The organism is Roseateles rivi (assembly GCF_043555845.1).
Taxonomy (GTDB): Bacteria; Pseudomonadota; Gammaproteobacteria; order Burkholderiales; family Burkholderiaceae_C; genus Roseateles; species Roseateles rivi.
In genome coordinates this window covers 395840-418021 of sequence record NZ_JBIGHZ010000002.1, presented here as the reverse complement: position 1 = coordinate 418021, position 22182 = coordinate 395840, and the positions used below count along the sequence as shown (strand labels likewise).

Annotated in this window: 16 protein-coding genes; 6 read left to right on the top strand and 10 right to left on the bottom strand. The window is 67.6% G+C overall.

Annotated elements, in window-relative coordinates:
* Window positions 1-2 precede the first annotated feature (2 nt).
* The 4 genes from ACG0Z6_RS05920 to ACG0Z6_RS05905 form a co-directional block, all read right to left on the bottom strand.
* Complete coding sequence (locus ACG0Z6_RS05920) at window positions 3-533, bottom strand: GNAT family N-acetyltransferase (protein ID WP_394459440.1); 531 nt, start codon at window positions 531-533, stop codon at window positions 3-5.
* A 62-nt stretch (window positions 534-595) separates the two neighbouring features.
* Entirely contained in the window at window positions 596-2266 is a 1671-nt protein-coding gene (locus ACG0Z6_RS05915) for a methyl-accepting chemotaxis protein (RefSeq protein WP_394459438.1), read from the bottom strand.
* Window positions 2267-2484: 218 nt separating this feature from the next.
* Window positions 2485-3438, bottom strand: a complete 954-nt coding sequence (locus tag ACG0Z6_RS05910; RefSeq protein WP_394459436.1) for a DUF2145 domain-containing protein — start codon at window positions 3436-3438, stop codon at window positions 2485-2487.
* Between the two features lies 1 nt (window position 3439).
* Entirely contained in the window at window positions 3440-3871 is a 432-nt protein-coding gene (locus ACG0Z6_RS05905; RefSeq protein WP_394459434.1) for a hypothetical protein, read from the bottom strand.
* 122 nt (window positions 3872-3993) lie between these two features.
* Between ACG0Z6_RS05905 and ubiA the strand changes: the two genes are divergently transcribed.
* The 3 genes from ubiA (at window position 3994) to ACG0Z6_RS05890 (ending at window position 7627) form a co-directional block, all read left to right on the top strand.
* Window positions 3994-4899, top strand: coding sequence for a 4-hydroxybenzoate octaprenyltransferase (gene ubiA / locus ACG0Z6_RS05900; RefSeq protein WP_394459432.1), 906 nt, complete (start codon window positions 3994-3996; stop codon window positions 4897-4899).
* A gap of 168 nt (window positions 4900-5067) precedes the next feature.
* Window positions 5068-5655: a PEP-CTERM sorting domain-containing protein gene (locus ACG0Z6_RS05895; RefSeq protein WP_394459430.1), complete on the top strand. Its 588-nt coding sequence runs from the start codon at window positions 5068-5070 to the stop codon at window positions 5653-5655.
* 166 nt (window positions 5656-5821) lie between these two features.
* Window positions 5822-7627 carry a putative bifunctional diguanylate cyclase/phosphodiesterase gene (locus ACG0Z6_RS05890; RefSeq protein ID WP_394459427.1) on the top strand — a complete coding sequence of 602 codons (1806 nt, stop codon included), beginning with the start codon at window positions 5822-5824 and terminating at the stop codon, window positions 7625-7627.
* Window positions 7628-7639: 12 nt separating this feature from the next.
* Here the strand turns inward: ACG0Z6_RS05890 and ACG0Z6_RS05885 are convergent, their stop codons facing one another.
* The 4 genes from ACG0Z6_RS05885 to ACG0Z6_RS05870 all read right to left on the bottom strand — a co-directional run bounded on the left by ACG0Z6_RS05885 (window position 7640) and on the right by ACG0Z6_RS05870 (window position 13537).
* Window positions 7640-8215: a chorismate--pyruvate lyase family protein gene (locus ACG0Z6_RS05885; protein ID WP_394459425.1), complete on the bottom strand. Its 576-nt coding sequence runs from the start codon at window positions 8213-8215 to the stop codon at window positions 7640-7642.
* Window positions 8212-9024: a pyrroline-5-carboxylate reductase gene (proC, locus tag ACG0Z6_RS05880; RefSeq protein ID WP_394459423.1), complete on the bottom strand. Its 813-nt coding sequence runs from the start codon at window positions 9022-9024 to the stop codon at window positions 8212-8214. Before proC ends, ACG0Z6_RS05885 begins: the two co-directional genes overlap by 4 nt.
* Window positions 9025-9117: 93 nt before the next feature.
* Window positions 9118-9681: a PEP-CTERM sorting domain-containing protein gene (locus ACG0Z6_RS05875; RefSeq protein ID WP_394459421.1), complete on the bottom strand. Its 564-nt coding sequence runs from the start codon at window positions 9679-9681 to the stop codon at window positions 9118-9120.
* A gap of 262 nt (window positions 9682-9943) precedes the next feature.
* The gene (locus ACG0Z6_RS05870) at window positions 9944-13537 is read right to left on the bottom strand and encodes an L-glutamate gamma-semialdehyde dehydrogenase (RefSeq protein WP_394459419.1); all 3594 of its coding nucleotides are present in this window, start codon (window positions 13535-13537) and stop codon (window positions 9944-9946) included.
* 81 nt (window positions 13538-13618) lie between these two features.
* Between ACG0Z6_RS05870 and ACG0Z6_RS05865 the strand changes: the two genes are divergently transcribed.
* The gene (locus tag ACG0Z6_RS05865; RefSeq protein WP_394459417.1) at window positions 13619-14122 is read left to right on the top strand and encodes an Lrp/AsnC ligand binding domain-containing protein; all 504 of its coding nucleotides are present in this window, start codon (window positions 13619-13621) and stop codon (window positions 14120-14122) included.
* Window positions 14123-14141: 19 nt separating this feature from the next.
* Here the strand turns inward: ACG0Z6_RS05865 and ACG0Z6_RS05860 are convergent, their stop codons facing one another.
* Together ACG0Z6_RS05860 and ACG0Z6_RS05855 are read right to left on the bottom strand one after the other, a co-directional pair.
* Window positions 14142-16346 carry a putative bifunctional diguanylate cyclase/phosphodiesterase gene (locus ACG0Z6_RS05860; RefSeq protein WP_394459415.1) on the bottom strand — a complete coding sequence of 735 codons (2205 nt, stop codon included), beginning with the start codon at window positions 16344-16346 and terminating at the stop codon, window positions 14142-14144.
* A 206-nt stretch (window positions 16347-16552) separates the two neighbouring features.
* The gene (locus tag ACG0Z6_RS05855; protein ID WP_394459413.1) at window positions 16553-18262 is read right to left on the bottom strand and encodes an MFS transporter; all 1710 of its coding nucleotides are present in this window, start codon (window positions 18260-18262) and stop codon (window positions 16553-16555) included.
* Window positions 18263-18470: 208 nt separating this feature from the next.
* On the opposite strand from ACG0Z6_RS05855, the gene ACG0Z6_RS05850 reads away from it, so the two are divergent.
* Complete coding sequence (locus ACG0Z6_RS05850; protein ID WP_394459411.1) at window positions 18471-20045, top strand: thioredoxin family protein; 1575 nt, start codon at window positions 18471-18473, stop codon at window positions 20043-20045.
* A gap of 176 nt (window positions 20046-20221) precedes the next feature.
* Window positions 20222-22165 (top strand): S9 family peptidase, encoded by a 1944-nt coding sequence (locus ACG0Z6_RS05845; RefSeq protein WP_394459409.1) that lies wholly within the window; start codon window positions 20222-20224, stop codon window positions 22163-22165.
* The last annotated feature ends 17 nt before the right edge of the window (window positions 22166-22182 follow it).

Genomic DNA, 22182 nt, shown 5'->3' with positions numbered 1-22182 from the left:
GCTCAGCCATCCACGGGGTGCGCGGGCGTGTCCAGCAGCCGCTGGTAAAAGGCCAAGTCCAGCCAGCGCCCGAACTTGAACCCCACCTGCGGCAGCGTGCCCACATGCACAAAGCCCAGGCGCTGGTGCAGGGCAATGCTGCCCGCATTGGCCGCATCAATGGCCCCCACCAGGGCGTGCAGCCCCTGCGCCTGCGCCCGCTCAATCAAGGCCTGCAACAGCTGCGGCCCCAGACCCCGGCCACGGTGCTGGTGGTGCACATACACCGAATGCTCCACCGTGTACTTGAACGCCGCAAAGCCACGAAACGGGCCCCAGCTGGCAAAACCCAGCAACTGCCCCTGCGCATCCTCCAGGCCCAGCACGGGGTGGCCCGCCCGCGCCTTGGTCTCGAACCACTCCGCAATGCGCTGCGGCGTGCGCGGCTGGTACTCGTACAACGCCGTGGTGTGCGCAATGGCCTCGTTGAAGATGTCCAGAACCGCGTCGCCGTGACGCTCCAGACTGCAGTGGCATATAGGCAGGGTGTGCATGGCGGTGCGCAAGGCGCGGTGGCAGATGTCCGCCACCATTGTGCCCGGCGCCCCCAGGCGGCTTAGGCCCCCTGCAACTTGAACGCCGCCACGGCCTCGCTGAGCACGCGGGCTTGTTCTTTGAGCCCGTCTGAGGCCGCTGCGCTTTGTTCCACCAGGGCGGCGTTTTGCTGCGTCACCGATTCCAGATCGCTCACTGACTGGTTCACCGTGCCAATGCCGTCGGCTTGCTCGGCGGTGGCGGTGGAGATGTGGGTGATGAGCTGGGCCACGTGTTTGATCTGACGCACCAGATCGTCCATGCCCTGACCGGCCTCGCCCACCAGGCGGGTGCCGTCTTGCACACGGTCCACGCTGTTGGAGATGAGGGTTTTGATTTCCTTGGCGGCCTCGGCGCTGCGCTTGGCCAGGCTGCGCACTTCGGCAGCCACCACGGCAAAGCCGCGCCCCTGCTCGCCCGCACGCGCCGCTTCCACGGCGGCGTTGAGCGCCAGGATGTTGGTCTGGAAGGCAATGCCGTCGATGACGCTGATGATGTCGCCAATGCGGGCGGAGCTGCTGGAGATCTCGCTCATGGTGCTCACCACCTGGCCCACCAGCTGCCCGCCGTTTTCGGCGGCGGTGCTGACGGATTCGGCCAGCTTGGCCGCCTCGCGGGCGGTGTCAGCGCTGTTCTTCACCGTGACATTCATCTGCCCCATGGCCGAGGCAGCTTGCTGCAGATTGGAGGCCTGTGTCTCGGTGCGGTGCGAGAGGCTGGCGTTGCCCGCTGCAATCTCCACGCTGCCATGGGCAATGCGTTCGGCACCATCACGGATGCGGGCAATGGTCTGCGCCAGCTTGTCGCGCATCTCAATCACGGCGCTGTTGAGCTGTCCCAGCACATCGTCAGGGCCGGCGTTGTCGGGCACCACACTGAGGTCGCCGTTGGCAATGGCACGGGCGGCGTTGCGCACCTTGGCCAGGGCCTCGCGGATGCTGCGATGCACGCCCAAGATCAGGCCCACCAGCAGCACGCCTTCAATGCAGGCGGCCACGATGCCCGCAATCATCCAGCGCTGCGTAGCGATGTTGAGTTGCTCCACTTCCTGGGCGGTGCGCTGGTCCAGCGCGGAGAGGAAGTCATTGACCGGCGCCATGATCTTGGCTTTGTATTGGTGATAGGCCAGGTCATGCATCATCAAGCGCGCTTGCTCCAGGTCGGGCAGCCCCTTCTTGGTGAAGCCGCCGTGGCCGTCGTCGAATTGGCCTTTGACCATGTTCATGGCAATGGTCTCGGTGCGCACCAAGTCGTCGGAGTTGGCCTTGGCTTGCTGCATCAGCGCAAATTCGCGCTCGGTAAAGCCCTGGGTCTTCATCATGTCGGTCAAGGGCACGGCCGACGTGGTGCTGCCGCCGTTGGGCGTTTGGCCTACGGCGCGAAGGTCCCAGTAGATGCCCGCGTAGTTGACTGGGCGCGGTTTTTTGCCGTTGCGAATGTCGAGGATCTCGAAATACTGCTGCTCCCATTTCGGGTCCTGGCTCACCACAAAGGTGCGCGCCAGGCGGGTCAGGTCGTCCGAGCTTTGCCGCAACTCGTCGGCCAACACATAGGACTGGTAGCGACGCTGCGCGGCATCCACGCCCTCCTGGTAGAGGTGCAAGACCTGGGCCACACAGCCCACCACCACCAAGGTCAACAACACAGTGAGGCCCACAAGGGCCCCGAACACGCGATCCAAATGCATTCTCATGGGAAGCTCTCCTCCGAAGTCCGTTTGCTTTACTTCAACCTGGGCCCGCACCCTGCGGTGCAGACACGGCTCTTACGTCCACTTCGGTTTCGGCATCTTCCAAGGGCAAGCGCAGGCTGTGCACACCGGCGCTGGTGGGTCTTGTGCAGGAGTTGGCAAGACCACCTCAGCAGATCGACACCCACCCCCTCAATTCCGGGGGGATCGGCTCTGCCCCATCAGCCGCGCACTTCTGGAGCCCCTGAAGAGTTCAAACGCCAGGTGCGCGCATCGGGCGCGGGCTGGCAGTCGGCGGGCAGCGGGGGGCCGTCTTCGCGCAGCCAGAGCTCGCGGGCGTTGCGGCAGAACTCGAGCTGGCGGCTGCCGGGGTGGCGCTGGGCGGCCCAGTCCATGAGGTCTTGCGGCAGCACCACTTGCAGCTGGCCACTGGCGCGGTCGGCTGCGGGGTGGTCGGCCAAATGCAGCCAGGGGCTGAAGGCGGCGGCCAGCAGCAGCGGGCCGGCGTGGATGCGGGTGGCTGTGTAGCCCTCGCGTTGCAGCCAGGCTTGGGCGGCGGCGCGGTCGCCTTGAGCGGCACCCGCCTCTGCCGACACCGGGAATGGCCCGCCCCAGGCCGCGGCCATGAGCTCGGCCAGCCATTGGTTGCAGTTTTGGAAGCGCGTGCCAAAGGCGTGGGCGTTGGCGCTGTAGTGCGGGTGCAGCCAGGCGTGGGCGGAGCGGGCGTCGGTGGCGTGGGCGTGCAGCGCGGCTTCGGCGCTGACGGGCAGCAGCAGCAGGCGCAAAAAGCGCACGGCCCCGCCGCGCGAACCGCTGATGAAGGCGCCCAGGCCTTGGTCGAAGAGCCGCGCGTGGCCTTCGCCGCAGGCGTAGTAGAGCTGGCGCACGGTCCAGGCCCCGGCGGGCCCGTCCTGCCAGACCACACCGGCGTGGGAGTAGCGCTGGCCCCAGCGCTGCAGGCCCAGGCCGTCGCGGGCCACCACGGCGGCACGCGCGCCGCGCGCTTCCAGCTGGGCTTGCACCTGCACGGACAGGGCCAGCACCTCGTCCAGCGCGGCCGGGCTCAGGGCGGTGCTGGTGTCGCAGAACTGCAGGCTGGCGGCCTGCGCGCCGGGCCCGCCCAGCAGCGCAGCGGCCAGCATGGCAGCGGCCTTGCAGGCCCAAGCGGCGCGCATGTCAGAGCATGCGGGTGTTCATCTCGTGCTGGTAGCGGTCGCGCACCACCAGGTAGAAGGGCTCGGCCTGACCGGCGCGGCTGAACTGCCAGCCGTAGCTGCGCTGGGCCACGCGCACCACATCGCCCGCTTGCACACCGGCTTGCTGGCGCGTGCCCTCGGGCAGCTGCAGCTTCAGCTCGATCTGGTCGGGGCCTTGCAGCACCAGCGTGGTGTGGCCGGGCTGCTGGGCCGCGGCCACGCGCACCACGGTGTACTCGCCCTGGGCGACTTTGTCTTCGCCCTCAGAGCTTTTGCTGGAGCTGCTGAGCGAGTTGGAGAGGCTGCCCACGGACTGCGAGGCGGCGCTGGAGGCGGAGGAGGTGCTGCTGTCGGCCCAGGCGCAGGCGCTGGCCAGGGCCAGCACGGCGGCAGCAAAACGGGTGGTTTTCATATGAAGGCTCCCAATGGAAATGGCGCCGCGCCAGCGCTGGGGCGGCGCGCAGGAAATCTAGGGTTTGAATGGGGCGTCAGCATAGGGGATTTGGGGGGCTGGCCGCGTGACAATCCGGGCTCATGAACACACCTGCCCTGCCCCGCAGCCGTCTGGCGCTGTATTTGGATTTGATCCGCTGGGACCGCCCGGCGGGCTGGCTGCTGCTGCTGTGGCCCACGCTCAGCGCGCTGTGGCTGGCGGCCGATGGGTTTCCGGGCTGGCACACCCTGGGCGTGTTTGTGGCGGGCACGGTGCTGATGCGCTCGGCGGGCTGCTGCGTCAACGACGTGGCCGACCGCGAGTTTGACAAGCACGTCAAGCGCACCGCACAGCGCCCGGTCACCAGCGGGCAGCTGGGCGTGCGTGAGGCCCTGAGCGTGGGAGCGGTGTTGGCGCTGCTGGCCTTTGTGCTGGTGCTCAGCACCAATGCGCCCACCATCTTGCTGTCTTTTGCGGCACTGGCGGTGGCGGTGGCCTACCCCTTTGCCAAGCGCGTGGTGGCCATGCCGCAGGCGGTGCTGGGGGTGGCGTTTTCCTTTGGCATTCCCATGGCTTTTGCCGCCGTGCAGGGCCGCCACGAGTGGAGCCTGTCGGCGTTGGCCGATGCCGTGCCGCTGTCGGCCTGGGCGCTGATGGTCTCCAATCTGTTTTGGGTGCTGGCCTACGACACCGAGTACGCCATGGTGGACCGCGATGACGACATCAAGATCGGCATCAAAACCTCGGCGCTGACGCTGGGCCGCTGGGATGTGGCCGCCGTGCTGGCGTTCTATGCGGTGTTCCTGCTGAGCTGGGCGGCTCTGGGCTGCCACCTGGGGCTGGGCACGCTGTTTCTGGTTGGCGTGGGGCTGGCGGCGCTGCAAGTGCTCTGGCATGGCTGGCTGATTCGGGGCCGTGAGCGCGCCGCCTGCATGCGCGCCTTTCAGGTCAACCACTGGTTGGGTTGCACGCTGTTCCTAGGTCTGGCCCTAGATTTGGCACGCTAACGCCTCAAAAGTGACATTTTCACGCCCCACACCCCCTAAGCCAAGGGTTCAAAAGCTTGCAACCCCTTGAAACGAGTGGTTTGCCTGCAGCGCGGCGGCGCCAACAATGGGTCACCGGGTTGCAAGGCTGGAGCGCTGTGTTCTGGTCAAAGACCCTTGGGAGCAACTATGAACCGACTGTCCGTATCGGTGGCTGCAGCACTGACGCTGCTGGCTGCTGGCGCGCAAGCCCAGACTGTGATTTTTTCGGAGGACTTCGAGTCCTTCGCCTCGCAAGTGGCCAATGGCGGCTACACCGTGGTGAATGCGAACAGCAATGTGCTGAACCCCTGGACCGTGGGCAGCGCCTCGGTGGACTTGGTCCGCAACGCTTTTGGCGCCATCAACGGCGTGAGCGTTGACTTGGCGGGCACGCCTGGCCCGGGCACGCTGTCGCGCACCTTCAATGCGGTGGCCGGCATGACCTACACGCTGAGCTTTGACCACTTCCGCAATGGTGGCGGCACCGCCATGACCGTGTCCTTCGGCGGCACCACCACCACTTATGGCGTGCCTACAGCCGTGGCGCACGACACGCTGAGCTGGACGGCCACCGCCAGCGGCGTGCAGACCATCAGCTTCGGCAGCGGTGCTGGCAACCTGGGTGCCACGCTGGACAACGTGGTGCTGACCGCCGTGCCCGAACCCACCAGCTACGCCCTGCTGCTGGCTGGTGTGGGCGTGCTGGGTGCTTTGAGCCGCCGCCGCCGCGCCTGATTGCTGCGCACACCCCCTTTGCACTTGCCGTCAGGCAACTGCAAACCCGAGCCCGCCGGCCTTGGCCGCCGCGGGCTTTTTTCATGCGGCCTCACGCGTCCAACTCAGGGGTAGGCATTTGACATGAGCTCTGATAAACCGGGGCTTCCATATTTGTGGAGTTGCGATGGACCGCGCCGCATTGGAGGAGACCCTGCGCCTGCAGGAACTCAGCCGCTACCAAATTGCCCTGGACGAAAAAGAAGAAGTGTTTTGTGAGCTGGCCAAGATGGCCAGCCTCATCACTGGTGCGGCCATGGCTGGCGTGAGCTTGGTGGACGAGGATTTGGTCTGGGTCAAAGGCCATGTGGGCGGGGAGTTTTCGCACTTCGCGCGCAAGGGCGCGTATTGCTCGCTGGCGGTGGAGTCCGACAAAGACCTGTTCGAAGTGCCCGACACCTTTTTGGACCCACAGTTCTTTGACACCCCCGCGGCCGCCATGTCGCCGCCGCTGCGCTACTACGCCGCGGCCGTGCTGGTGGGGCGGCGCGGTTACCGGCTGGGCACGCTGTGGGTGCTGGACTTTGAGCCGCGCCTGCTCAACAACGTGCAGACCCAAGCCATGCAGGCCCTGGCCAACCAGGTCATGCGCATCCTGGAGCTGCGCTACAACAACCTCAACACCGGGCTGCCCAACCGCCAGGCCTTTGTGACGCGGCTGGGCCAGCGCCTCACCCAAACCCAGGGCGCACCCTACACCGTGGGCTTTGTGCAGCTGCAAAACCTCCACCTCATCAACACCGCCCACGGCGGCCAAACGGCCGATGCGGTGCTGGTACAGCTGGCCACGCAGCTCAAGCGCTGGGTGCAAAGTGAAGACCTGCTGGCACACCTGGAAGGCGACCACTTCGCCTTTGCCCTGCACCCCAGCCACGGTGCCGATGTAGCCCAGCGCCTGCAACAGCTGTGTGAGCTGTTGAGCCTGCCGCTGCAGGCCCAAGGGCAGACCTTGGAGCTGGTGGCGCGCGTGGGCATCAGCACCAGCCCCGATCAGGGGCACGACCCCGCACGGCTGCTGACCCAAGCCGCCAGCGCCTGCGCCAGCGGCGTGCCCGGCAGCGCCGCCACCTGGCACCGCTTCGTGGACGACACCCAGCGCAGCAGCCCCAACCCGGCGCTGGCGCATTGCATTTCGCAGCGGCAAATCGTGCCCTGCTACCAGCCGCAGGTGGACGTGGTGCAGGCCCGCGTGGTGGGCTTTGAGGCCCTGGCACGCCTGGTGCACCCCGAGCTGGGCGTGGTCTACCCCGATGCCTTCATTGCCCGCGCCGAACGCGAGGGGCTGATCTTTGACTTGGACATGCTCATGCTCGACCAAGTCTGCCAAAACCTGCGCCAATGGCTGCTTTCAGGCTTGGCGGTGCTGCCCGTGGCGCTGAACTTTTCGCGCGACTCACTGGCCCACCCCAACTTCATCGAACGGCTGCGCAGCACGCTGCAGCGCCACCAGGTTCCCGCCAGCTGGCTGGAAGCTGAAGTCACCGAAACCGGGCTGACCCAGCAGACCGAGACCATCACCCAGGCCGTGGTGCAGCTGCGCGCGCTGGGCCTGCAAGTGGCGGTGGACGACTTCGGCACCGGCCTGTCCAACCTCTCCACGCTGCGCCACGTGCCGTTTGGCCGCCTCAAGGCCGACCGCCAATTCGTGCATGGCGTGGCCGACAGCGCCCACATCGGCGGCATCCTGCGCTTCATCAAAGGCATGGCGGAAGTCTTTGACGCCGAACTCATCTGCGAGGGCGTGGAAACCGCCGAGGACCTGGCCTGGCTGCGCGCCGCGGGCTGTGAGCGCTTCCAGGGCTGGCATTTCAGCGCTGACTTCCCGCCCCAGGCCATGCCGGCCTTGCTGCGTTCGCTGCAAGGCCACGACGGCGACTTGCCCGCGCTCATGCAACTGCTGGCACAAGCGGGCAGGCACGCCGAGTTGCACTGAGGGCAGCGCGCTTTAGCCTCGGCGCACAAGGCGGCGCAGCCTCGGGCAGCGCTGCTGCGCCACCTCCGGCGCAAACAGCTCCATCACGCGCAGCTGCGCGCCGCCACGCAAAAACACCGAGTTGCGCGACCACAGCATGTCCGCCGCCGGTGCGCTGCCGGTGGACTGCTGCCACTGACGCACCATGTGGCGCCGTGTGTGACCCATGCGCGCCAGGCGGCGTGGCTGCAAGGCGCTGCGCTGGATGCGCGGGTCTTCGTACAGCAGGTGCGCCAGCGGGCGCTGGCCCAGGCCTTTGAGCGCCTTCCAGGGCCCGGCCAGGGCTGCGGCATGCAGGGCCGAGCGCGCCCACACCAGGGGCACACCGTCCACGCGCAAGAGCACCTCGCGCACAAAGGTGCAGCCGCGCCGCGGCAGGCCCAGGGCGCGACGCTCGGGCCCGCGCAGCGGGGCCACGCCCTGGCGCAGCACCTGCACTTCAAAACGCTGGCCCAGCTGCGCCAGGCGCTTGGACAAAGAGCCCGGCGCGCGCAACCAATCGCGCAAGGACTGTCGGCTGGCAATGCCCATGGTGGTGGCTGCGTTCAAGCGCCGAAGGCTTGCCCCAGCTCGCGTGCGCGCTGCTGTGCGGCCCGCACGGCGCGCTGCACGGCAGCGGCCACCTCGTCAGCGGCCAGGCTGTCCAGCGCGGCCTGCGTGGTGCCGCCTTTGGAGGTCACGCGCTGGCGCAGCTCGGCCACAGAGACCTCAGACTGCTGGGCCAGCGCCGCCGCACCCGCGCAGGTGTGCAGGGCCAGCTCGCGGCCTTGCTCGGCGCTCAGGCCCATGGCCTGGGCGGCCTCGATCATGGCCTCCAGCACGTAGAAGAAGTAAGCCGGGCCCGAGCCCGACAGCGCGGTGACGGCGTCCAGATCGGCCTCCTGCGCCACCCACAGGGTGCGCCCGGTGGGAGCCAGCACGGTCTCAATGCGGGATTTGTCGGCGGCACTCACGGCCGCGCGCGCAAACAAGCCGGTGATGCCCTGGCCGATGAGCGCAGGCGTGTTGGGCATGCTGCGCACCACGCGCTCGCTGGTGCTGGCGCGGGCGATGGCCTCGCTGCCAATGCCGGCCATGACCGACAGCTGCAAAGCCCCACCCACATGGGCCGCGCAGGGTGCGGCCGCTTCAGCAAACATCTGGGGTTTGACGGCCCACACCACCAGGCTGGCGGTGGCGAGCTCAGGGCCCGCAGCGGCCTGGGCTTGCACGCCCAGCTCGGCCTGCAGCTTTTGGCGCTGGGCCGCCAGGGGCTCCACCACCACCATCTCGTGGGCCGCATGGCCCGCACGCAGCAGGCCACCGATGATGGCGCTGGCCATATTGCCACCGCCGATGAATGCAATGCTGGAACTCATGCCCGCCACGCGCTGTGTGTGTGTTCAAGGGTCGCGAGTGTACGACCCCAAACCCCACACACAGCGGTGCGACGCCAGCGCGGCAGGCAGGGATCAGCGCTGGGTGCGACGGCGGCGCGCCATCATGCCCACCACGCCCAGACCGGCGAGGTAGAGGGCATAGGTCTCGGGCTCGGGCACGGCGGTGAGCACACGCACCATGTCGCCCGGGTCACCGGCATTCCAGGTCAGGTTCAGGGAGGCACCCGCAAAGCTGGTCTGTTTGGCGTCGACCGTCTCCAGGCCCACCATGGAGTCGCTGTAGTCGTAGCTCAGGCTGTTCTTTTCGAAGGCCGAGCTGCCCTTGAGCGTGGCCTTTTCGGTGAACACGGCCAGGATGGTGTTGTCAAAGGACACGCTGCCTGAAACCTGGACATTGGGGCCAGCATCCTTGGGGTCCCAAATCAGCACCCAGGACTGCACGTCTTGGCCGTTGTAGGTGCCAGTGGCCTCTTTCACCCAGTAGAACTTGTTGGTGTTGAGGCTGTTGCTGCCGACAGGACCAGTGCTGGTGTACTGCTGGAAGGTGTAGTTCAGATCCGCGCTCGGGTTACCGGCTTGGGCGACCGCCGCCACACTGGCAAGACCGAGCACCGCACACAGTTTGCTCAATTTCATAAAACCTCCGTTGATGGACACAAGACCCCCGTCGAGAACCCAGCGGGGAGATAGGCCATGCAAGGTTATGGAATCAGCGGCGTGTGCGTCACCCCGTAGCACGGGGGAAAACCGCAATCACTCGAGAAGTGCGTGATTTCCTTCGCTATTCAAACGATCGCCCGCTTCAAGTCGGTGTGAGCCGATTGGGGCGGGCGATGAATGAGTCGTGAACTAGTGCGCAGATGCGCGATGCCGGGGCGCTGAGCACCCCGGCTGGGCATCAATGCAAACCGGCCAAGAGCGCGGCGTTGCCGCCTGCTGCGGCGGTGTTGACGGTGAGCGTTTGCTCGGCGCAGAAGCGGTAGAGCTGGGCCACCTGACCCGCCTCGGTCAGGCTGACCAGGGGCAGGATGGCGCCGCTGCGCGCGGCCACCGTGGCTTGCACGGCGCCGAGCTGGGCCACAGGGCCCGCCACACCGCCGAGCTGTGCGGCCGCCAGCACAAGGGGCAAATCTTCTGCCGGCACCAGGCGCAGCACGCCGGCGGGCACGCCGCCGCGCAGCAGCGCTTGCTGCAGCATGGTGGCCGTGGTGCCACCACCGACCACCACCACCGCATTGCCCGCCACCAGGGCCGCGCCCAGGGCTTGCGCCAGCTCGGCGGCATCGGCGCGCTCGGCCAGCAGCGCGAACACGCCACGGCCGTGCAGGCGCAGCTCGTTGTGCTCACCCGTGGGGCCGGGCAAGGCCTTCACGCCCAGGCGTGCACGCGCCGCCGCGGCCAGGGCATGCCAGGCCCGCGCAATGTGCGCGTCCAGGCCCGCCGCAGCGCGCTCCAGCAGTTGCGAGCGCACGCTGAGCTCCTGCGCCGACCAGGCCTCATGCGCACGCACTTGCGCGCTCAAGTCCAGGCCTTTGGCTGCAGCCGTCACGGCAGGCGCGGTGTCGGCCACCGCGCCGGGTTGGGCGATGAAGCGCAGCAGGTAGTGCGGGCCGCCAGCCTTGGGGCCGGTGCCCGAGAGGCCTTCGCCGCCAAAGGGCTGCACGCCCACCACCGCGCCGATGATGTTGCGGTTGATGTAGACGTTGCCGATGCGCGCCGCGTCGGCCAGGCGCAGGCCACGGCTGTCGATGCGCGTCTGGATGCCCAGCGTCAGGCCATAGCCCAGCGCGTTGACCTGGGCGATGACGGCGTCCACATCGCCACCCCAGCGCACCACGTGCAGCACGGGGGCGAAGATTTCCTTCTTCAGCTCGGCAATGTTTTTCAGCTCCACGGCCAAGGGCAGCAGCAGGCGCGCGGTGGCGTCGGCAGCACGGCCTTCGGCGATGACGCGGGCCTCGCGCTTGAGGCGTGCCACTTCGGCGCTGATGGTGTTGAAGGCTTCGTCGTCGATGAGCGGGCCGACATCGGTGGCCAGCAAGGCGCTGTCGCCCACGCGCAGCTCTTGCACGGCGCCGCGCAGCATTTCGATCACGCCTTCAGCCACGGCCTCGTGCACCAGCAGCAGGCGCAGGGCCGAGCAGCGCTGGCCGGCCGAGCGGAAGGCCGACTGCACCACCGCGTCCACCACCTGCTCGGGCAGCGCGGTGGAGTCCACGATCATGGCGTTCAAGCCACCGGTCTCGGCAATCAGCGGCAGGGCCACGGCACCGCTGGCAGCGCGCGAAGCGAGCTGGCGGTTGATGATTTGCGCCACCTGCGTGGAGCCGGTGAAGCACACGCCCGCGGTTGGCGCCGCGCCCACCAGGGCCGCGCCCACGGTCTCGCCCTGGCCGTGCAGCAGCTGCAGCGCGCTGCCGGGCACACCGGCGGCGTGCAACAGCTCGACACAGCGGCGCGCCACATCGGGCGTTTGCTCAGCGGGCTTGGCGGCCACGGCATTGCCCGCCACCAGCGCGGCCACCACCTGGCCGGCAAAGATGGCCAGCGGGAAGTTCCACGGCGAGATGCACACAAACACGCCACGGCCTTGCAGGGCCACGCCCTCTTGGGCCAGGCGCTCGGCCTCGTCGGCGTAGTAGCGCATGAAGTCCACGGCCTCGCGCACTTCGGCAATGGCGTCACCCAGGCTCTTGTAGGCCTCTTTCACCAGCAGCGCGCAGTACTGCGGCAGCTGCGCTTGCAGGGCGTCGGCGGCGCGGCGCAGCACGGCGGCGCGCTCGGCCACGGGCGTCGCGCTCCAGCCCGGCGCACCGGCTTGCAGGCGCGCCATGGCGGCTTGCACGTCCTCGGTGCTGGCTTCGGTCAGGGTCTGCACCTCGCAGGCGTGCAGCGCGTCCAGCAGGGTCTGGCGCTGTGCGGGCACGGCCAGGTCCAGGCCCGAGGAATTCAGGCGGCCACGGCCTTGCGCGTCGCGGTAGAGGTCGATGGGCAGGGGCAAGGCGCTGCGCTGCTGGATTTGCACCAGCGGCGAGGCCAGCAGCTCCTGCGGGGCCACACTGGGGTCAGCGAGCTGGTGCACAAAGCTGGAGTTGGCACCGTTCTCGAGCAGGCGGCGCACCAGATAGGCCAGCAGGTCGCGGTGCTCGCCCACCGGGGCGTAAACGCGGCAGGCAATGCTGCCGTCCTTCAAGACCTCGCGGTAAATGCCCTCGCCCATGCCGTGCAGGCGCTGCATCTCGAACTTGGCGCCGAGCTGGCGCGCCATCTGCACGATGGCGGCAATGGTGCCGGCGTTGTGGCTGGCGAACTGCGGGTAGATCACCTCGTGGTGCTGCAGCAGCGCCAGCGCGCAGGCCAGGTAGGACACATCGGTGTGCGGCTTGTGCGTGAACACCGGGTAGGCGCTCAGGCCCAGCTCCTGGGCGCGCTTGATTTCGCCGTCCCAGTAAGCGCCCTTGACCAGGCGCACCATGAAGCGCAGGCCGTGCTTGCGGGCAATGGCGGCCACCTCGTCCACCAGCGCGCGGCAGCGGCTTTGGTAGGCCTGAATGGCCAGGCCAAAGCCCTGCCACTGCGGGTAGTGCAGCGCAATGCGCGCGGCCAGCGCGTCCAGCAAGTCCAGCGACAGCTCCAGGCGGTCGACTTCCTCGGCGTCAATGGTCAGGTTGATATTGGCCTGTGCGGCAGGCTCGATGAGCTGCCACACGCGCGGCAGCAGCTCGGCGGCCACGCGCTCGCGCTGCAGCACCTCGTAGCGCGAGAACAGCGCCGAGAGCTTGATGGAAATGCCATCGGCCTGGGTGGGCGACTCGGCCCGGCGCCCCGCCGCAATGGCGGCAATGGCGCGCAGATAGGCAGCCTGGTAGCGCTCGGCGTCGTGCTCGGTGCGCGCGCCCTCGCCCAGCATGTCGTAGGAGAAGGTGAGCTGGCGCTGCTGCTTGCGCGCGCTGTCGGCCTCCTGCATGGCTTCCTGGATGTTGCGGCCCAGCACGAACTGGCGGCCCAGCAGCTGGATGGCGCGCACCGTCGCGCCCACCACAGTCTGCGCGCCCAGGCGCTTGATCAGGCCGGCCTCGCCCTCGGCTTCAGGCAGGAATTTCTTGGACAGGCTGATGGCGCTGGCCGCCAGCCCCGCCAACATCTTGTGCGGGCCCTCGGAGCCGCCGTCAAAGTCCGCCTTGCCCAGCTGGTCGGCCGTCAGCGCAATGGCGGTTTCGGCGTCGGGCACGCGCAGCAGCGCCTCGGCCAAGCGCATCAGCGCCAAACCCTCGGCGCTGGTGATGGGGTACTCGCGCAGCAGCGACTCCATGGCCCAAAACGGCGCGGGGTTGTCACGCACCTGCTGCACCCAGGGGCTGGCGTGCTGGATGACATTGCTCCAGTTCAGCGTGCCCTGCAGTTGCGCAGCCAGAGCCTGCACCAGCGGCAGCTCCTCGCGGTAGGGGTCAGGCAAACGGGCGGCTTCGGGGGAAAGGGTAAAGGCGGTCATATGAACTGCTCCTGAACGAGGGGCAGGCCGCCCCTAGTGAACGCCGGGACTTTAGTGGGGTTGAAACTGGATTAAATTCGGATGATTCATCCGATCAAAGAGAAAAATCCAGCCATGGCCGATGTTTCAACGCTAGACGCCATCGACTTGCGCATTCTGCGCGTACTCCAGGCCGATGGGCGCATTGCCAACCTGAAGTTGGCCGAAACCGTGCACCTCTCGCCCACGGCGGTGCTGGAGCGCGTCAAGCGCCTCACGCGCGAGGGCTACATCCTGGGCTACGAAGCGCGGCTCAACCCCGCGCTCCTGGGCGTGGGCATGCTGGTGTTTGTCGAAATCCTGCTGGACCGCACCGTGCAGGACGTCATGGACAACTTCAAAGCCGCCGTACAGGCCCGCGCCGAAATCCTGGAATGCCACCTCGTGGCCGGGGGCTTTGACTACCTGCTCAAAACCCGCGTGCGCGACATGGCCTCCTACCGCGAATTCATCGGCAGCGTCATCTGGACCCTGCCCGGCGTGCGCGAAACCCGCACCTATGCGGTGATGGAAGAAATCAAAAACAGCGCGGCGCTGCCGGTGTAGGGAGCGCCTGCGCCGCCCCTCACTCCGACGCCAGCGCTTGCAAGGCCGGGCCCACGGTGGAGGGTTCGTCTTGGACCAGGGTGTCGACAAAGACGCCGGTCTCGGCAATGTCGGGGGCCGCGTATTGGAAGCCCTCGGGGCGCATGGGTTTGCCGTAGCACCAGCCCTGGGCCCAGTCGCAGCCGGCCAGGCGCAGCCAGCGCACTTGCTCGGGCGTTTCCACGCCTTCGGCCAGCACTTCCAGTGAGAGGTCGCGCGCCAGGCGGATGATGGTGCGCGCAATGGCTTCGACCTGCCGGTCCTGGCCCAGCTCTTTGACAAAGCTGCGGTCCAGCTTGAGGGTGTGCACGGGCAGGCGGCGCAGGTAGGCCAGCGAGGAGTAGCCGGTGCCAAAGTCGTCCAGCGCCACGCGCACGCCGCGTTTGGCAATTTCGTAGAGCAGGGCAATGGCTTGGTCGGATTCCTCCAGCAGCATGCTCTCGGTGACTTCCAGCTCCAGCGCATGTGGCGGGCAGCCGCTGCGCTGCAGCACGTCGTCCAGGACTTTGAGAAAGTCGGGCTGGCGCAGCTGGCGCGCCGAGACGTTGACGGCCACCACCGGAGGCATATTGGCTTGGGCTTGCCAGAGCACGGCCTGAGCGCAGGCTTGCTCCAGCACCCAGCGGCCCATGGCGATGATGAGGCCGGTTTCCTCGGCCAGGGGGATGAAGTCCAGCGGCGAGACCGGGCCTTTGCCGGGAATGCGCCAGCGCATGAGGGCCTCGGCGCCGATCAGCGAGCCGTCGCGCACGCGCACCTGGGGTTGGTATTCGAGGTGGAATTGCCCCATGTCCTGCGCCAGGCGCAGGGCGTGCACCAGCTCGATGCGGCGCTGGGCCGCAGCGGTGAGGTCGGGGCGGTAGGCCTGCACGGTGCCGCGGGCTTCTTTTTTGGCGCGCGCCATGGCGGCTTCGGCGTGACGCAGCAACACTTCGACCTCAATGCCGTCGGCCGGGAACAGCGCCAGCCCCACGGTGACGCCGAGGTTGAAGGTCTGTTCGTCAACCTGCACGGGCTCGGCCAGGCATTGAATGAGGCGCTCGCCCATGGACATGGCACGGGCTTCGTCGATCAGCCCGGCCAGCAGCATGACAAATTCGTCGGCGCCCACGCGCGAGATGGAGTCGCTGGCGCGCACCACGCCGCTGAAGCGCCGCGCCACTTCTTGCAGCACCGCATCGCCCACGCCGTGGCCGCCGAGTTCGTTGATTTCGCGAAAGCCGTCGAGGTCGGCAAAGAGCACGGCGATGTTGGAGGCGTCGCGCCGCGCCTGGATGATTTGGCGCTCGATGCGGTCGCGCATGAGCAAGGCATTGGGCAAGCCGGTGAGCGGGTCGTGCAGGCGCTGGTGCAGCAGCTTGGCTTCGGCTTCTTTGATGGGCGTCATGTCGGTGAGCACGCCCAGCGTCATGTGCCGCCCTTCGTTGTTCTTGAAGCGCACCCAGGTGGCCCACAGCGGCAGCAGCTGGCCTTCGGCGGACTGCGCCAGCAGCTCGCCACTCCAGCGGCCTTGCTGAACGAGTGAGGATTCCAGCTCAGCGAGCTGCTCAGGGTCTTGGGCCTGGTTGTGCATGGCCATGGGGTGGCGGCCCAGCACTTCGGCGCGGGATTGCCCCAGGAGTCGGCACAGCGCGGGGTTGATGTCGCAGATGCGGTCTCTGTCGTCCAGCACCACAATGCCTTCGACGGCGTTCTCAAACACCAGCCCCGCCACCCGCGCATGCTCCAGGGCTTGCTGCTGGCGTGTGATGTCGCGCGCCACGGTCAGCATGCCAGGTTGATTGAGGTGCGGCCAGACGGTCACATGCTCCACATCCATGCAGCGGCGTTGCCCGCTGGCGTCGTCCACCCAACACAGGCTGCGTCCAGGTTCATGGGCCCGCAACCAGTCGGGGACCAGCGCACTGCCGCCCGCCAGCAGCTGGGCTTCGCTCAGAGCGCTGAGTTGTTCAAAGGCCGAGTTGCAGCCCAAGGGCCAGCCTTGGGCGTCCCACAGCACCATGGGGTCGGGGGCGGTGTTCAACACAGCCCGCATTTGATGGGAATCGCGGTGGAGGCGCTGTAGCTCGTCGTCTTGCTGCTGCACACGGCCGCGCCATTTGCGGGCGTAGCTCAGCATGCCCAAAAACAGGCACAGCCCAAACGCTGCCGCCGCCCATTCCCCCCGCCATGCATCGATGATCATGGAAGCCCCTCGTTGACGCGCGTCAGTCCAAAAGCCACCGCGCGAGCTTGATGTGTCCTGTCCAGCCGTGCTGTCGGACGCTTGTCGTCTCGCAGTCTTCGTCTCTTGCTGCGACAGGCTTGAGGGGTGACCCGACAGGGGCCACGTCGGGCGGGCTGCATTTCCGGCAGTAATCCACACCCCGCAGGGGATGTGGGGCGTCAGGGTCAGGGTTGGCTGGTCTGGAGGCCCGTCCAGGCGCGTACGCCCAGGCCCGTCAGGGTCAGCCCGCCCACGGCGCACACCAGGGCGCCGAGCTGGTCGGCCAACGCCGACCAAGACTCGGGCACGAACTTGCGCAAGTACACCGCCAGCAGCGCCAGAGCCAAGCACAGGCACCAGCGCCGCAGCGCGGCACTGTGCTGCTGCAACAGCGTGGCGGCGTAGAGGAAGAGCGCGGCCACCACCAAGCACAGCGTCAGCACGGTGTTGATCACGCCGGCCCAGGGGTTGGCGTCGTCGTGCACCCACAGATAGGGCGCCAGGGCCAGGCCCAGCAGCGCGCCCAGCACCAGGGCCGAGGTGCGTGCGCGGCCCGCAGCGCGCGCGTCGCACAACAGCGCCTCGCGGCTTTTGTACAGCCAGGGCAGCAGCAGCAGGCTGGAGAGGCCCAGCACCGCGTCCATCGTCAGCGTCATGGGGTAGCCCAGGCTCTCGGCCGCCTGGCCCTGCCAGGTGGCGGCAAAGGCAATGGCCAAGTTGCTCATGGCCATATAGGCGGTGAACTGGGTGCCCGCCACTCGCGGGTTGGTCACGTCCATCATGATGGCCGAGCGCGTGCCGTACATCAGGCCCATGCCCACGTTGTAGGCCACGGTGGTCCACCACAGCCATTCAATCAAGGCGTCTTGGCGCACATCGCCCACGTCGCGTGGCATCACATAGCCGGCTTGGTGCAGCGCCCAGGCCATGGCCAGCACGGGCAGGCTCATGAGCAGCACATACACCGTCAGCGTGCGGCGCTTGCCCAGGCGGTCAGAGATCCACCCGCCCACCACCATGCACAGGCCCGAGGTGAGCGTGCTCACCAGTGTGAGCCAGGCCACCTCGGCATTGCTCATGCCCAGCTCCACGGCCAGGTTGGACTGCAACGCCAGGCTCAGCGCCATGGCCCCGGCGGGCAGCAGCGAAAAGAACACGCCCACAAACGCCCCGCGCGAGCCCAGAAAGGACTGGAAGGCCTCCTGCGCAAACTGCTGCATCTGCGCGCCCACGCTGCGCCAGCCCGTGCCCACGATCTCGGCCGCCTGCTCGGCAGCGGGCTTGAGCTGGGCAATCACGGCCTCCTTCATGGGCCACACCACCAGCCAGGTGACCGTCAGAATGGCCAGCGCCACCAGCACAAAGCTGCCCTGAAAGCCGGTGTAGGGCATGAGGAACAGCACGCCCGAGCCGCCAATGGCCTGGCCCAGCATGGCCCCAGCAAACATCAGCCCGTTGGCCAGGCCGGTTTCGTTCTCACGCAGGGCGTTGACGGCCAGCGCGTCGATGGCCACGTCCTGCACCGCGGCAAAGGTGTTGTGCACCAAGAGCACGGCCGTGAACAGCGCCAGGCCCACGGGCAGCGGCACCCAGATCAAGGCCAGCAGCGTGGCGGCCATGAGCAGCTGCATGGCAAAAATCCAGGCCCGGCGGTGGCCAAAGCGCTGGCTGCGAAACACATCCACCACCGGCCCGAACGCCCACTTGAAGGCCCAGGGCAGGTAGAAAGAAGCCACAAAGGCGCCGATGGCGGCGGGCCCCACATCCATGCGGCGCAGCTGCGAGGCCACGGCCGTGATGGCAAAGCCCAGGGGAATGCCCTCGGTGACATAGAGCAAGAAGAAGGCACTGAGCCGCCCGCGCGGGGTGGCCAGCAAATTGGGGAGTCGCAGCATGGGGGAAGAAGTGGCCGCAAAGCGCCCGCTGAGGCGAGCCGACCACGCAGATTGAAGATGGGCCCGATTATTCCGGCGACCCCACCACCCTATGTGCAGGGATTGCGATTGCTTATGCGTGCGCCGCACATCGCGCGCGCGCTCTTTAGTCGCACAATGACCGCTTCCATCCAACCGAATGGTGCGGTCAAAAGCCGCCGCCACAGCCATGACGATGACCCGCTCGCTCACCCCCCGTCTGCGCCCCACCCTGTTGGCGCTGGCCTTGATGTGCACTGCCGCTGCGACCACGCTGCCGGTCCACGCCACCACGGCGCCGAGCGTGGCCTGGCAAGAAGCCTCGGCCGATGACGACATCAGCAAAGCCTTTGCCCAGGCCAAGACCAGCAAAAAGCCGGTGCTGCTGTACTGGGGGGCCAAGTGGTGCCCGCCGTGCAACCAACTCAAGGCCACCTTGTTCAACCGGGCGGACTTCATTGAGCTCTCCCAAGCCTTTGTGCCCGTGCACATCGACGGCGACAACCCCGGCGCGCAAAAGCTCGGTGCCCGCTTCAAGGTGCGCGGCTACCCCACCCTCATCCTCTTCAGCCCCGAAGGCCAGGAAGTGACACGCCTGCCCGGCGAGGCCGACGCACCGCAGGTGCTCAAGGTGCTGCAGCTGGGGCTCTCGGGCGGCCGCCCGGTGAGCGCCGTATTGGCCGATGCGCGCGCGGGCAAAAAGCTCAGTGCCAACGAGTGGCGCCTGCTGGGCTTCTACGGCTGGGACACCGACGAACAACAGCTGGTGCCTGCGGCCGACCGCGCTGCGCTGCTGCTGCAGCTCTCGGGCGTGGCCCGCGGCGTGGACGAAGAAACCGGCACGCGGCTGCTGCTCAAGGCCCTGGCCGCTGGCGACCAAGCACGCTCGGGCTTCAAGCCCGACGCCGCCACCGCCAAGCAGGTGCGCCAAGTGCTGAGCCAGCCCGCGCTGGCCCGCACCCATGTGGACGTGCTGGCCAATGGCGCCACGGACATCGTCACCGTGCTGGCCCCGCAAAGCGGCGCCGAGCGCCAGGCTTGGGTGACGCAGTTCAGCCAGACGCTCAAGCGCTTTGAGGCCGACACCACGCTGTCGCGCGCCGACCGCGTGCAGGCCCTCATCGCCCGCGTCGAACTGGCCCGCCTGGACCAGCCCAAGACCGAGCTGCGCCCCAAGCTCAACCCCGAGCTGCTGGCCGACGTGAAAACCGCCGCGGCGCGCGCCGACAAGGAAATCACCGATGGGCATGAGCGCCAGGCCGTCATCACCAGCGCCGCCTATGCCCTGGGCCGTGCCGGTCTGTGGGCCGAAAGCGATGCGCTGCTCAAGGCCGGCCTGGCCAAGAGCCATGCGCCCTACTACCTCATGAGCATGCTCGGCGGCAACGCCAAAAAGCTCGGCCGCAAGGACGAAGCGCTGCGCTGGTACGAAGAAGCCTTCACCAAGAGCGAGGGCCCGGCCACGCGTCTGCAATGGGGTTCGGGCTACTTGAGCGCCTTGGTGGAGCTGGCGCCGCAAGACAGCGCGCGCATCGAGAAAGTGGCCAGCCAGCTGCTGACCGAAGCCGCCAAGGACAAGGGCGCGTTTTACGAGCGCAGCGCGCGCTCGCTGCAGCGCGCCAGCGCCCAGCTGGTGCAATGGAACGCCGACGGCCGCAACGACGCCACCCTCAACCGGCTGCGCCAGCAGCTCGACGGCGTGTGCTCGGGCCTCAACGGCGGCGAGAAAAGCACCTGCGACAACCTGCTGAAGAAGCGCGGCTGAAAACCGCCCAAGCCGCCCAGATCGCGCTCATGCCCTGATCTGGGCGCTTGATACCGCCTGAGCCGCCGTTCGTCACTCCCGCCTTGTTGCGGCCCGGCTCAGCGTCAGAAGATGGCGTGGCGCCCCTGCAGAGCCCCTGTGGGGCGGCCCCACCCCAACTGATTCGAGGAGTGACGATGTCTCTGCCCACCCCCTTGCTGTTGTTGAGCGCCCTGGGCGCCAGTGCCCTGCTGGCGGCCTCCCCGGCCATGGCCGCGGCCCCTGCTGAAGACGCGCCCGTCCCCATCGCGCTGCGCGACTTCTTCAAAAGCCCCGAGCGCACCGCCTTCAAGCTCAGCAGCAACGGCCGCTGGCTGTCCTGGCTGGCCCCGGCGGCGGCCCAAGCCGGGCAGCCCCAGCGCATGAACATCTTCATCCAGGCCCTGGACGGTCTCACGCCCAAGGGCGAGCCACGCCAGCTCACGCGCGAGCAGGCACGCGACATCGCTGGCTATTTCTGGAAGGGCGACGGCACCCTGCTCTACGCCAAAGACTTTGGCGGTGACGAGAACTTCCACGTCGTGGCCGTGGAGGTGGGCAGCGGCAAGATCACCGACCTCACGCCCTTTGAGAAAGTGCGCGCCAGCCTGGTGGACGACCTGCCGGGCGACCCCGAGCACATCCTGGTGCAGCACAACCAGCGCGACGCCAAAGTGTTTGACGTGCTGCGCATCCACCTGCCCAGCGGCAAATCCACGCTGGTGGCGCAAAACCCCGGCAATATCTTGAGCTGGGTGACCGATCACCAAGGCCAGGTGCGCGTGGGCGTGGCGGGCGACGGCGTCAACGCCACCGTGCTGTACCGCGCCAAAGAGGCCGATGCGCTGGCGCCCATCATCACCACCGACTTCCGCACCTCGGTCTCGCCGCTGTTTTTTGATGCGGACAACCGCCAGCTCCTGGCCCTGTCCAACCGTGGCCGCGACAAGCTGGCCCTGGTGCGCATCGACCCCGCCACGCCCGACAAGGAAGAGCTGCTGTTTGCCGACGGCGAGGCCGACCTGGACGGCGCCCAGTACTCACGCCACCAAAAGCGCCTGCTGTGGGCCAGCTACACACGCGCCAAAACCCAGCAGCATTTCTTTGACGCCAGCACGCGCGCCGTTTTTGAGCGCCTGCGCGCCCAGCTGCCCGAGCGCGAGCTGCGCCTGGTGGCCCACACCGAGGACGAGCAACGCCTGGTGGTGGCGGCCTTCAGCGACCGCGACAGCGGCACGCACTACCTCTATGACACCAAGAGCAACCAGCTGCAAAAGCTGGGCGACACCCGCCCCTGGCTGCCACAGGCGCGCATGGCCACCATGCAGCCCATCAGCTACAAGGCCCGCGACGGGCTGACGATTCACGGCTACCTCACCCTGCCCAGCGACGGCAAGGGCAGCCAAAACCGCGCCTGCGTCGTCAACCCCCACGGCGGCCCCTGGGCCCGCGACAACTGGGGCTTCAACCCGCAGGTGCAGTTCCTCGCCAGCCGCGGCTATTGCGTGCTGCAGATGAACTTCCGCGGCTCCACCGGCTATGGCCGCAGCTTCTGGGAGGCCAGCTTCAACCAGTGGGGCCTGGCCATGCAGGACGACGTGACCGACGGCACGCGCTGGCTCATCCAGCAGGGCTATGCCGACCCCAAACGCGTGGGCATTTACGGCGCCAGCTACGGCGGCTATGCCACGCTCATGGGCATCACCAAGGAGCCCGAGCTCTACGCCGCCGCGGTGGACTATGTAGGGGTGAGCAATCTGCTGACCTTTATGAACAGCATTCCGCCCTACTGGAAGCCCATGCTGGACAAGCTGCAGGCCATGGTGGGCCACCCGGAGCGCGACAAGGAGCGGCTCACGGCCAACTCCCCCGCGCTCAACGCGGACAAGATCAAGACCCCGCTGTTCGTGGCCCAGGGCGCCAAAGACCCGCGCGTGGTCAAGAGCGAGAGCGACCAGATGGTGGAGGCCCTGCGCCGCCGCGGCGTGACGGTGCAGTACATGGTCAAAGACAACGAGGGCCATGGTTTTCGCAACGAGGAAAACCGCTTCGAGTTCTACGAGGCCATGGAGAAGTTCTTCGCCCAGCACCTCAAGCCTTGAGGCCTGAGCGGCCCGCG